Origin of the sequence: Alloyangia pacifica, assembly GCF_020524285.1 — a bacterium.
In the GTDB taxonomy this organism is placed as follows: domain Bacteria; phylum Pseudomonadota; class Alphaproteobacteria; order Rhodobacterales; family Rhodobacteraceae; genus Salipiger; species Salipiger pacificus_B.
Genome location: NZ_JAIVKX010000032.1, coordinates 1 through 11737, shown reverse-complemented (window position 1 = coordinate 11737; position 11737 = coordinate 1). Strand labels below are relative to the sequence as shown.

Annotated in this window: 14 protein-coding genes; 3 read left to right on the top strand and 11 right to left on the bottom strand. The window is 66.5% G+C overall.

The window, feature by feature from the left end; all coding sequences use genetic code 11:
* Positions 1–299 (bottom strand): aldehyde dehydrogenase family protein (locus LC039_RS26580; RefSeq protein WP_226629887.1); only part of this gene is annotated, 299 nt, incomplete at its 3' end.
* Positions 300–1156: 857 nt separating this feature from the next.
* Between LC039_RS26580 and LC039_RS26575 the strand changes: the two genes are divergently transcribed.
* Positions 1157–1822, top strand: coding sequence for a PRC-barrel domain-containing protein (locus tag LC039_RS26575; RefSeq protein ID WP_226629886.1), 666 nt, complete (start codon positions 1157–1159; stop codon positions 1820–1822).
* 88 nt (positions 1823–1910) lie between these two features.
* On the opposite strand, the gene LC039_RS26570 is transcribed toward LC039_RS26575, so the two are convergent.
* From LC039_RS26570 to LC039_RS27030, 5 genes are all read right to left on the bottom strand, one after another.
* Positions 1911–2642 (bottom strand): gamma-glutamyl-gamma-aminobutyrate hydrolase family protein, encoded by a 732-nt coding sequence (locus LC039_RS26570; RefSeq protein ID WP_226629884.1) that lies wholly within the window; start codon positions 2640–2642, stop codon positions 1911–1913.
* Positions 2630–3607: an amidoligase family protein gene (locus tag LC039_RS26565; protein WP_226629882.1), complete on the bottom strand. Its 978-nt coding sequence runs from the start codon at positions 3605–3607 to the stop codon at positions 2630–2632. The genes LC039_RS26570 and LC039_RS26565 overlap by 13 nt, the downstream gene beginning before the upstream one ends.
* Complete coding sequence (locus LC039_RS26560; protein ID WP_226629881.1) at positions 3591–5378, bottom strand: sensor histidine kinase; 1788 nt, start codon at positions 5376–5378, stop codon at positions 3591–3593. Before LC039_RS26560 ends, LC039_RS26565 begins: the two co-directional genes overlap by 17 nt.
* A 112-nt stretch (positions 5379–5490) precedes the next feature.
* Positions 5491–6051 carry an RNA polymerase sigma factor gene (locus tag LC039_RS26555; protein WP_226629879.1) on the bottom strand — a complete coding sequence of 187 codons (561 nt, stop codon included), beginning with the start codon at positions 6049–6051 and terminating at the stop codon, positions 5491–5493.
* Positions 6048–6353, bottom strand: coding sequence for a NepR family anti-sigma factor (locus LC039_RS27030; RefSeq protein ID WP_319003751.1), 306 nt, complete (start codon positions 6351–6353; stop codon positions 6048–6050). The genes LC039_RS26555 and LC039_RS27030 overlap by 4 nt, the downstream gene beginning before the upstream one ends.
* Between LC039_RS27030 and LC039_RS26545 the strand changes: the two genes are divergently transcribed.
* Positions 6352–7152, top strand: a complete 801-nt coding sequence (locus LC039_RS26545; protein ID WP_226629877.1) for a response regulator — start codon at positions 6352–6354, stop codon at positions 7150–7152. The two genes, LC039_RS27030 and LC039_RS26545, sit on opposite strands and share 2 nt — an antisense overlap.
* A 160-nt stretch (positions 7153–7312) precedes the next feature.
* On the opposite strand, the gene LC039_RS26540 is transcribed toward LC039_RS26545, so the two are convergent.
* The 5 genes from LC039_RS26540 to LC039_RS26520 all read right to left on the bottom strand — a co-directional run bounded on the left by LC039_RS26540 (position 7313) and on the right by LC039_RS26520 (position 11095).
* Positions 7313–7477: a DUF1328 domain-containing protein gene (locus tag LC039_RS26540; RefSeq protein WP_108965133.1), complete on the bottom strand. Its 165-nt coding sequence runs from the start codon at positions 7475–7477 to the stop codon at positions 7313–7315.
* A 31-nt stretch (positions 7478–7508) separates the two neighbouring features.
* The gene (locus LC039_RS26535; RefSeq protein WP_226629876.1) at positions 7509–7697 is read right to left on the bottom strand and encodes a PLD nuclease N-terminal domain-containing protein; all 189 of its coding nucleotides are present in this window, start codon (positions 7695–7697) and stop codon (positions 7509–7511) included.
* A gap of 258 nt (positions 7698–7955) precedes the next feature.
* Positions 7956–9353 (bottom strand): TRAP transporter large permease, encoded by a 1398-nt coding sequence (locus tag LC039_RS26530; RefSeq protein WP_226629874.1) that lies wholly within the window; start codon positions 9351–9353, stop codon positions 7956–7958.
* Positions 9350–9982: a TRAP transporter small permease subunit gene (locus LC039_RS26525; protein WP_226629872.1), complete on the bottom strand. Its 633-nt coding sequence runs from the start codon at positions 9980–9982 to the stop codon at positions 9350–9352. Before LC039_RS26525 ends, LC039_RS26530 begins: the two co-directional genes overlap by 4 nt.
* A 99-nt stretch (positions 9983–10081) precedes the next feature.
* On the bottom strand, positions 10082–11095 hold the full coding sequence (locus tag LC039_RS26520; protein WP_226629871.1) for a C4-dicarboxylate TRAP transporter substrate-binding protein: 1014 nt from the start codon (positions 11093–11095) through the stop codon (positions 10082–10084).
* 481 nt (positions 11096–11576) lie between these two features.
* Here LC039_RS26520 and LC039_RS26515 point away from each other — a divergent pair.
* Positions 11577–11737 (top strand): acetyl-coenzyme A synthetase N-terminal domain-containing protein (locus tag LC039_RS26515; RefSeq protein ID WP_226629889.1); only part of this gene is annotated, 161 nt, incomplete at its 3' end.

The window sequence follows — 11737 nt, the reverse complement described above, 5'->3', positions numbered from 1 at the left end:
CGCCCCTCGGGCAGGCCGGTTTCCTGCGTGCCGATCTCGGTGATCGCCTCGGCGCGGGCCTCGATCTCGTCGGCGATGGCATTGAGGAACTCGGCGCGGGTCTCGCGGCTGGTGTAGCCGTAGGTCCAGAAGGCCTCTTCGGCGGCCTTGCAGGCCTGGTCGACCAGCGCCGGGGTGCCGACCGAGTAGTCATGGCTCGGGCCGTGCGCGGGTTCGGAGGCGAAGGTGGTCTCGCCAGCCACCCAGTCGCCCGCGATCAGGTGCTTGCCGTGCGGGGTGAAGACGGATTTGTCGAGCATCGAAATGTCCTTTGTGCTGTCGTCGCCCATGCCGGGCTCGGCTTGGATTCGGAAATGGTATACCAGCACCTGATGGCGGCGCGTCAAGCGCGGCTTCCCGCAACTTCGGCAGCAGCGAGCGGATCGGCGCGGATTTCCGGGGCTTCCGTTGCGAAACCCGAAGGCGATGGCCGTCTACACTCTCCATCGCAGGCCGCCGTCTGCCCAGCTTCGCCCCTTCCCCAGTTTCGCCCATGTCAAAGTTTCGCCGATGTCGCGGCTTCGCCCCTGCCCCAGCTTCGCCCATGTCGCGGCTTCGCCCTGTCGCGGCGCAGCTCCTGCGGAAAACGGGAAAGGCCACGATCCACCCGCGCCCGACGCACCGACCAACCCGGCGATGCGGCATCAGAATGCGGCATGGAGTGGCATAGAATGGAGTAGCATGGAAAAGGAAAAGCGCGCGGCCCCATCATGTCTGGGACCGCGCGCTTGATCTTGGCAGGTTGTGTCTTGACCAGCTAGATCCGGGCCGGAGATTGGCCCTGACGTGACGAGGGGCCGCCCGCGGGCTGCTGTTGCGACCGGCCATCGTGCGGCAGGCGCATGGAGCGGAGCCCCGGCGGTTGCCGGATCGGGTCGCTCGGACTAGCGCGAGTTCCTGTCCTCTTCCTTCGCATCGGTGAGAGCCAGGATCAGGATCGCGATCACGATAAGAGCGGCCAACCCGACGATAAAGATATCGATGGTCATGGCTGTCTCCTTCAGTGCTGCTGTCTCCTTCAGTGCTTGGAGAGTGAACGCCGCGGCGCAGCCACGGTTCCGGAACAGAATGTCGCAGATCCGTGTTAAGCTACCGTAAACTGGTGAAAGGCAAAAACATGCTCATCTCGCTCACGGACCTGCTCACCTGGCGCCTGACAGGGGGCGAGCGCGACTTTGTGCTGCAGGACCTGCTGTTCGATCCCGATGGCCGCAAGCTGGCCTGGGCCATCGTCGCCCCGGCCGGGTTCGCCGCCGCCGAGCGGCTGCTGGTCACCGCCTCCTCGCTCGGGCTGCCCGAGGCCGAGGACCGGAGCCTGCCGCTCTACGTGACCGAGGAAGAACTGCAACGCGCGCCGCGGATGCGCGGCGGACGCGAGGACATGCTGGCGCTGATGGCGACGATGCCGCCGATGGTGGTCGGCCCGTTCGGCTCGCCCTACGCGCCGCTGCCCTCGGGCACGACCGACGAGGCTCAGGCCGACCCGCGCTGGCAGGCGGCGCTGGAGCGCTACGAGAGCCTGGCGGATTGGATCGGCAAGCCGGTCTTCGGCCGCGACGGCGAGGCCGGGCGGGTGAGCGACCTGCTCTACGATGGCGCACGCGGCGCGCTCAGCCATATTGTGGTCGACAATGGCAGGTTCTTCCACCACGAGCGGCGGGTGGTGCCGATTTTCGAGATGGTCACCCATGCCGACAAGGACCACGGCGGGCATATCGTGCTCGACCTGTCGCTGGCGCAGATCGAGACCGCGCCGAAGGTCGGCGAGATGATCGCCGCCTGAGGCCGTCCCAGCGCCCGGGGCCTCGCGGTCCCGGCCACCGTTCTGGGCCCAGGTGCGGTTCCAGGCCCGGGTAGCGTTCCAGGCCCGGCTAGCGTTCCAGGAACGTCGGCAGCGCCGCGTCGGCCTCCGCGGCCTCGAGCTGGCAGATGGCGTCGCGGCGCGCCCGCGCCGCGGCGACCAGCGCCCGGAACAGCCGCCGGTGCGCGCGCCGGTAGACGAGGTACTCCGGGTGCCACTGCACGCCGAGCGCGAAGGGATCGCTCAGCCGTTCCACCGCCTGCACCATGCCGCCATCGTCGCGCCCGGCCACCCGGAGCCCCTCGCCGAGCCGGTCGACCGCCTGCGAGTGCAGCGCATTGACCCGCAGGCAGGCGGCGCGGGCTGTATGCGACAGCAGCGTGCCCTGCAGCACATCCACCTTCTTGCGCGGCAGCACGGTGCGGTAGCGGCGCGACGGATGCACCGCATAGGCATCGCCGTGCAGCGTGCCGCCGAGCACCACGTTCAGCATCTGCGCGCCGCGGCAGATGCCGAGGATCGGCAGATTGCGCTCGAAGGCATCGCGCAGCACGTGCTGTTCAAGCGCATCGCGGTCCGGGTCGAGCCGGACATCGAGCTGCAGCTCGCCGCCATAGAGCGTGGGTTCGATATCGTCGCCGCCGCCGATCACCACGCCATGCACCGCCGCGAGGTCAATCTCGCGGTAGCCGGTCTGCCAGCGCAGCGCCCTGCCCCCGGCAAGCCAGACGGCGAAAGCCATGAAGGGAAACACCCGCCATCCCGAGCGGCGCGACACGGTGACGCCGATCAGAGGTCGCACAGGCCCGCGCCCTGCAGCATGCGCTCGACCCGGAAGGACCAGTCCATGCGGATCGAGGTGATCGACTGCCGGTGATCGCGCCAGGCGGCGCAGAGGCGGTGCAGCAAGTCCTTGTCCGCGGCGACGGTCTCGACCAGCACCCAGCGGTTCCACTCCTGCGCCAGCGTCCAGCCGGGCTCGTCGATGCGGCAGTCCGGCAGCCGCCAGTGAAAGGTCGGGCGGGCCGCGACCAGCTCCATGTCGACCGCGGCGGCGACGCGCGCCTCGTCGATCTGCGCGAAGATGCAGAGCATGTCGAGCCCGTGGTTCCGCGAGGGCGAAAGTTCCAGATAGGTGTCGATCAGCTCGATCATCGTGGCCGGCGGCTCTTCGGCCGCGAGACGGTCCACCAGCGCCCGCGGATAGGGCGCAACCCAGGTCATCACGCGGCGGCTGAAGTCGGTGCCCGCGACGCGCTTGAGATAGTCCTCGAGCAGCGCATGGGCGGTGAGCACCGGCATCACGTCACCGTAGTCGAGAGAGACAACCTCGGGGTTGAAATGCACGCCGAAGGCCGAAAGCACGCCGGTTCCAGTCCCCTCGGCTCCGGCATCGCGCAGCGCGACGATGGCGCGGTCGAGCTCGGCGATCTGCGCCACGTCGAGCGGGTCCGAGACGATCTCGACCGGCACCACGGCGCGGGCCAGATCCCGGATCTGGCCGCCGACCCCGTCATGGTCGAGCCGCTCGAGCGGCTGGCTGTCGAGGTAGATCTCGAACTCGCCCAGGCCGCCGCCGCTGACCGTCCAGTGGCCGCGCTGGCTCTCGCGGGCGGACCCGCCGAGCTGCTTGACCAGGATGCGGGCGACCTGCGCCTCGGTGAGGCCGGAGAACTCGATCTCGACGCCGACGCGGCGCGGGCGTCCCTCGGCGGTCTCGGGATGCGGCAACGGCAGGGGTTTGACGAGATCAGAAGTCCGGGACATTGGGCATCGCCTCGGGTGTTGTTGGGTCAGGGGTGAAATCCACCAGGCCGAACGCGATGTGCACGCGGTAGTCGCCGGCCTCGGTCCAGTCCTGTTCGAGCCTGCCGCCGAGCTGCGTGGCGAAGGCCTTCATCAGCTTCGAGCCGAGCCCGGAGATCTCGCCGGGGGCGCGCTGCTCACCGCGCGCCATCGTCTCGGCGCGGCTGGCGGAATTGATCACCTCGAGTTCGGCCCGCCCGCCGGGCAGCCGTGCGAGGCGGATCGACACGCGGGTCACGCCGTCGGGCCCCGGGCCCGCGTATTTCATCGCGTTGGTCATCGCCTCGGCGGTCAGCAGCGACAGCGGCACCGCCTGATCCGGCACCGCCTCGATATCGTCGGCAGCGACGGTGAGATTTACCCGTTGCCCGCTGACTTCGGACATCTGCTCCATCTGGCCCACGAGATCCTTGAGCAGGTGGCCGGCGTTCACATGGCCGAGATCCTCGGTCTGGTAGAGGTTGCGGTGGATGGTGGCGAGGCTGCGCACCCGGTCCTGAAGCCGCTGCAGGATGGCCCGGGTCTCGTCGTTGTGCGACTGGCGAATTTGCATATTCATGATCGAGGAGATGAGCTGCAGGTTGTTCTTCACCCGGTGGTGTACTTCCTTCAGCAGGATGGTCTTTTCGCGCAGCGCGTTCTCCTGCTGCGCCTCGTCGCGCACGATGGCGTCGGCCATGTCGAGGAAGTCATCCTCCATGTCCGCAAGTTCCGCGGGCATCGCCTCGTCGCGCAGGGCGGGCACCCGGCGCGACAGGGCAAAGGCGCGCATGCGCCGCGACAGGCGCTTGATGTGGCGGATGACCAGCCGGTTCACCGCGAGGAAGGCGACGATCACCGACGCCGCCCACATGAGGAACGGCAGCGCTGCGGCCATGACCGCGAGCCCGTCGACGCTGATCGCCTGCGCCTCGGCGTTCTCGCGGGTCCAGATGCCGATCGCGTGGATCATTCCCGGCACCAGCGGCGCGGCGGCAAAGACCCGCGTCTCGCCGTCGACGCTGCGCGCGGCAAAGCTCTGCGATTTGCCGCCGACGAGGCTCTTGAGGTCGAGATCGGCGGGCAGCAGGTCGCGCACCGCCTCGATGTCGTTGCGCGAGGTCAGGATCTCGCCTCGCTCGTTGATCGTGATGAGGTCATGGAAGTCGTTGGGCCCAGCCCCGGCCTGGCCGCGCGGCAGCAGCACCGAGGGCACCGAGAGCAGCACATGCCCAGCCAGCTCACCGCCGACGAAATAGGGCTGCGCCACCACGATCACCGAGCGTTCGCTGATCGGGCCATAGGTGTTGAGCCAGGCGATGGCGCCCGGGTTTTCAACGATGTGCATGAGGCGCGGATAGTCTTCGGCGTTCATCGCGATGCCGCGCGAGTTGCAAGAGGCATCCCCATCCAGGGTCATGATCGCAGCGAAGCTGTACCCCGGGGAGGCCCCGAGGTAGCCGGCGAGCTGGTCCGAGCACTCCTCGGGATCGGCGTTGCGCTGACCCAGCGTCGCCCCGATCGCCTGCGCCCCACCCTGGGCACGCAGGACGGTCTCGCGTTCGCCCAGGGCCGCGGCCTCGGTGAGCGCGACGAGGCTGAGCTGCGAGCGCAGGCGGGTTTCTTCTGCAAGCTTGCTGGTCTGGAAATAGGCCACGACGCCGATCGGCACGAGTGCCAGCGACAGGAACAGGATGATCCGCGCGGCCAGACCGGTGGGCCTTTGCCGCCAAACGCCTGCGACTGTTTTCATGACACCTCTATCCGCTCTGCCCGCCCGCCGGTCCGGAAGGATCCGCGCCCTGCCGTGTCCCGGGTCGTTTCGGGTGCCCCGCGGGGCACCCTTCGATTTCATGTGGTCCCGGTCAGCCCATCGCGCCGCTCGGGCGCGCGCCCGAGACAACGGCCATGGTTGCCTGGTCGGTCATTTCCAGCTTGTCGTGCTCGTCGAGCTCGAGCAGCTCGGCAAGACGCGCCCGCGCGCGGTTGACCCGGCTCTTGATCGTACCGACGGCGACGCCGCAGGTCTCGGCAGCCTCTTCGTAGGAGAAGCCCTGCGCCCCGACGAGGATCAGCGCCTCGCGCTGTTCGTCGGTCAGCTGCACGAACGCCCGGCGGAAGTCGTTCATCTGCAGGCGGCCGTCATGCGCGGGCTTTTCGGACAGGCTTTCGGTGAACACCCCCTCGGCGTCCGACACCTCGCGCCCGGCCTTGCGGCGGTTCGAGTAGTAGGTGTTGCGAAGGATGGTGAAGAGCCAGGCGCGCATGTTCGTGCCCTGCTCGAAGGTGTTGATCTTGGTCCACGCCTTGACCAGCGTGTCCTGAACCATGTCATCTGCCAGCGCAAAGTTGCGCGTCAGGGAGAAGGCAAAGGCCCGCAGGGCCGGAAGGTGGGTGACAATCTCGTCACGAGGATCGGAGCTCATGCACTGGCCTCGCCCGTATCGTCACCGCCTGTTCCGCCCGTCTCGTCCTGCGCGCGCAGCTGCGCGATCAGGTCGAGGAAGCGGTCGGGAACCTGTTCTTCAAGCATGTCCTGGTAGACACGCTTGAGGTTCTCGTCGATGACCTCTGACTCTTTTGAATTCCGCCGCGAATGTACCATTGCCGCCGTATGATCCTTGCCTTTGCAGAGCGTAATTTCTGCATTTATCTTTGCCGTATCAGGGAACCAATGCCGAGTGGCTGCGTTTGGTTCCCGAGAAAAGCGAAAAAAGGACGTATTCATGACACAGGGTGATTTGGGCCAGACCATTGGTGCGGTCCTTCCCTATCTTCGCCGTTACGCGCGTGCGCTGACCGGCAGTCAGACCTCGGGCGACAACTACGCGGCGGCGACCCTGGAAGCGATCCTCGCCGACCGCAGCGGCCTCACCGGCGCCTCCTCGCCCAAGGTGGGGCTTTTCCATGTCTTCCACGGCATCTGGGCCAGCACCGGCGCGCCGGTCACCGAAGAGGATGAAGGCCCCCGCGCCAAGGCGCAGGCGCGGCTGAAGACCCTCACCGCCAACAGCCGCGAAGCGCTGCTGCTGCACACCATCGAGGAGTTCAGCGTCTCCGAGGTGGCCGAGATCATGCAGGTCTCGCCCAGCGAAGCCGAAGAACTTGTGGGCCTTGCCCGGCGCGAGATGGCGGATGCGGTCACCGGTCGCGTGCTGATCATCGAGGACGAGGCGATCATCGCCATGGACCTCGAAAGCATCGTCGCCGACCTCGGCCACCGGGTCACCGGCGTGGCGCGCACCCGCGCCGGCGCTGTCGATCTCGCTGCCAAGGAAACCCCGGACCTCGTGCTGGCGGATATCCAGCTTGCCGACAACTCCTCGGGCATCGACGCCGTGAACGACATCCTCGGCGCGCTCGGCGATCGCCCGGTGATCTTCATCACCGCCTTCCCCGAACGACTGCTGACCGGCGAGCGTCCGGAACCGGCCTTCCTGATCTCCAAGCCCTATTCCGAGGATCAGGTGCGCTCCGCGGTGAGCCAGGCGATGTTCTTCTCGTCGACAGAAACGCTGAAGGCCTGATCTCCGGCCCCTTCGGCGGCCTGCAGACAGATCAGGCTTGCAGACAGCGAAAACCCCGCCGGTTCGGCGGGGTTTTCTTTTGGCATCTCGGAGATGCCCGCCTGCCCCGACGCATTGAGAAAAGCGCGGGCGGCAGATGTGCCGCCCGGGGCCGGATGCGTCAGGCCTTGCGTACGAAACGCATGATCAGCGTCACCACGAAGAGCACCAGGAAGATGAAGAAGAGCACCTGCGCGATGCCTGCCGAGGCGGATGCGATGCCGCCGAAGCCGAAGATGGCGGCCACGATGGCCACAACGAAGAACAGAAGAGCCCAGTAAAGCATTGTCATTCCTCCTATGAATGCGGTGGTTGGGTCACACGGTGGCGCGCGAGGACTTCGGCCCGGCGATCAGCCAGATGATGAAGCCCAGAACCGGCAGCACGATGATGAGCAGCGTCCAGAGCACCTTGGCCCCGGTGCTTGCGCTCGAGCCGAGCACCGAAACGATGGCCCAGATGTCGAGGACGAGGACGATGAATCCTCCGATGCCTGCGAATTCCATGGCGAACCCTCCTTTGGTCGCGTCTTTGATCTTGCCGGAGCGCGCGTCTTCCCGGACCGGTGGCCGAAGCCTCCGGGTCCGCGGGAAGGCTCCCGCGCGATCCGTCCAGTTTCATGATGTCGGGTCCGGCGATGCGACCTGCGCCCTGCCGTCCCGTCTCATGTCAAGAACACTTCATGTGGAAAAAGGTTCCGCGCGGTCAAACTGCTGCGAGGAAGCCGCCGCCGGGCCGCGCGGGCCCGGCGGCGGCTGGCCGTCTCACGCAAAGCTGGGCAGCCAGAGCACGATGGCCGGGAAGGCCACCAGCAGCGCGATGGTCACCGCGTCGGCGATGAAGAAGGGCGTCACGCCGCGGAACACGTCCTGCACCGACAGCTCCGGTCGCACGCCGGCGACCACGAAGCAGTTGAGCCCGATCGGCGGGGTGATCAGGCAGAACTCGGCCATCTTCACCACCAGGATGCCGAACCAGATGGCGCACATCTCCGACGACATGCCGAAGGCGCTGTCTGCCGCCGAGACGCCCTCGCCGCCGTTCAGCGCCATGACCGCCGGGTAGACCACCGGCAGGGTCAGCAGCAGCATGCCGATGGCATCCATGAACATGCCCAGCACCGCATAGGCCAGCAGAATGCACACGAGGATCATCAGCGGCGGATAATGCAGCGAGGTGATCCAGTCGGCGAAGGCCCCCGGCAGGTCGGCGAAGCCGAGGAAGCGCACGTAGATCAGCACGCCCCAGATAATGGTGAAGATCATGATCGCCAGCTTCGCGGTCTCGATCAGCGCATCCTTCAGCTCGGCCCACCGCATGCCGCGGAAGAGCGCCATCAGGAAGACGATGAAGGCGCCCACTGCCCCGCCCTCGGTCGGGGTTCCCCAGGCATCGCCGAAGGGGTTGTAGACGAAGAAGATGATGATCACGACCACCGCCACGATCGGCAGCGCCGGCGGCAGCGACGCGAAGCGCTGGCGCCATGTGAAGCCGCGCACCGGCGGACCGAACTTCGGCAGCACCAGCGCGAGGCCGATGATCAGGATGGCGTAGATCACCGCCGAGAAGACCCCCGGCACGAAGCCTGCCAGCAGCAGCTTGCCCACGTCCTGCTCGACGATGATGGCGTAGATCACCAGGATCGCCGAGGGCGGAATGAGGCTCGCAAGCGTGCCGCCCGCCGCCACCACCCCCGCGGCGAAGCGCTTGTCGTAGCCGATCTTCAGCATCTCGGGGATGGCGATGCGGGCAAAGACCGCCGCCGTCGCCACGCTCGCGCCCGACACCGCGGCAAAGCCCGCGGTGGCAAAGACCGTGGAGACCGCCAGCCCGCCCGGCACCCAGGCCAGCCAGCGTTTCGCCGCCTCGAAGAGCGCCCGGGTCAGCCCGGCGTAATAGGCCAGGTAGCCGATCAGAATGAAGGTGGGGATGAGGCTTAGCGCCTGGCTCGCGACCTTGCCGTGCGGCACCTGCCCGGCGGTCTTCACCGCCACGGTCAGCGCCCAGGTGATCTGCTCCGGGTCGTAGCCCTTCTTCGACCAGAACACCCACCAAAGGCCGACAAGCCCCGCCAGCCCGGCAGCGAAGGCCACGCGCATGCCCAGCACCACGAGGACGAAAAGCCCGCCGGTGACCCAGAGGCCGATCTCAATGGAACTCATGCGTCATGCCCCTGGATATGGTCCGCCTCTGCCGCCGCCTGCTCGGCGACGCTCTGCACCAGCGGCACGGCCACCGGGTTCTCGAGCCCCAGCACCAGCGCGCGCAGGTAGCCCCAGAGCTGCAGCACCAGCCGCAGGCACATCACCGAGAAGGCCACCGGCACGATCAGCTTGGCCGGCCAGAGCGGCAGACCGAGGTCGATGGTGCTGTCGCGCGACCACATCGGCTTGGTCAGATCGAAGCTGCGGTCGAAATGCGCCCAGGAGCCCCAGACCAGCGCCGCCATCAGCAGCAGGATCGCCAGCGTGGTGATGCATTCCGCCAGCCACAGCGGCCGGCCCTTGAGCTGGCCCACGAGGATGTCCATGCGGATGTGCCCGCCTTGCCGCTGCACGTAGGAAATGCCGAGGATCGCGATCAGCGGCATCGCCATCTCGATCCAGTCGACGTAGCCGCGCAGCGGCGCGTTGAAGAAGTTGCGCCCGACCACCGAGATCACCGCCAGCACCATGAGGGCGAAGGCTCCGAGCCCGGAGAGAAAGGCAAAGACGCGCTCGAGCCGCTCCAGCGCCCGGTCGAGGCGCGAGAGGGTCGAGTCGTCGGCAAGCACGGCGGAGGCTCCAGCCATAAGTGCGCTGTCCCTTTATATTCGTTGTCCTGGTCTTGTCGTGATCCGTCAAAAGGCCGCCCCGGAGCGCGGGGCGGCCAGAGATCGTCAGCCGCAGGCTCAGTTGCCCGCCTTGGCCTCCTGCAGGGTCGAGGTGACGAGGTCGTAAAGCTCCTGCGCCGGCAGCCCCTGCCCGCCCATCTCCTCGATCCAGGCGGTGTGGATCGGCTTGGCGACCTCGGCGAACTTGGCCAGTTCCTCTTCGGAATAGACCACCTTTTGCACGCCCTTGTCGTCGAGCACGCCGTCCCATTTCTCGAGCAGCTTGCCGTAGGTCTCGATGTAATAGTCGAGCGCCTCCTCGATCGAGCCGTCGAGCGCCGCGCGCTCCTCGTCCGACAGCATTTCGTAGGCGTCGATGTTCACCACCACCGGGCAGTTCACCGTGCCGGGGTTGAGGTTGGCCGTCCACCAGTCGGCCTCGTTGATCGTGCCGAAGCTGAGATGCGCGTGCTGTGCGAAGCTGACGGTGTCGACGACGCCCGCCTCCATCGCCTGGTACGCCTCGGTCGCGGTCACCGAGGTGGGTACGGCGCCCACTGCCTCGAAGGCATCGCCGATGCCGCCGGTGGCGCGCACCCGCATGCCGTCGAAGCTCTCGAGCGTGTCCCGCGGCTCGCCGGTCCCGACGATGTTGTACTGCGGCATGGGCGTGGTCATCAGCAGCTTGGCGTTCCATTGCGCCATCTCCTCGGCCACCGCCGGATGAGCGTAGACGGCGCGGCTGACGGCGCGTTCCTGCTCCAGCGTCTCGACACCGAGGAAGGGCAGTTCCAGCACGGTGATCGCGCGGTTCTTGTCGGGGTGGTAGCCGGCGCAGAACTGCGCCATCTCGAAGGCGCCGATGGAGATGCCGTCGAGGTTCTCGGTGTTCTTGCTGAGGCCGCCGTAAGAGATATTCATGGTGAACTCGCCGCCGGTCTTCGCCTCGACCAGTTCGGCGATCTTATGCACGTGCTCGGTGAATTCGCGGCGCTTGCCCCAGACCGAAACGTTCCATTCGGTGGCCATGGCCTCGGCGGCGAATGCCGTAGAAAGTGCGGCCACGCAGAGCGTGGTTGTTAGTTTTCTCATGATTTCCTCCCATTGAGCGGTTCTCCAAACCGCCTTGGGAGGCATGGTTAGCCAAGTTGACCCATGGCGCAACCCTTGATCCACGGCCCGAACTGCCGCGAGTCGGCCGCTGCGGAGGGATCGGCAACATCAGCTTGGGCGCAAACATGGTATACCAGCATTGCCTGCATCAAACTGTCACACCCTCTCGCGCTTGAAATCCAGCCTTCGCCCGCCGGCCTTGCAGAACATATGACGTTGCGTAAGCACTTTGGAAACCATTACCTTTCCAGGCGGAAAGCAAAGATTTTTACAAAATGCTGCAGCGCACGGCAAATCATTTACAAATAAACTCATAGTTTACACAGGCTTATTTCAATCTTTTCGAACTACGGTATGATGTCGACAGGGATGGAAGTGGTCGCCGTGCGACCGTGGAGAAATTTGGAACGGTCTGGGGCCGGGTCGCGCAGACCCCGCATAGGACCCAAGGGAGGACATCATGAAAGACGACGCCCAAACTGCGACTGCCGGGCTCTACGCCCCGTCCGAGGATTTCGTGGCCGAGGCCCATGTTGACGCGGCGCGCTACGACGAGATGTACGCGCGCTCGATCTCCGATCCGGACGGCTTCTGGGGCGAGCAGGCGCAGCGGCTCGACTG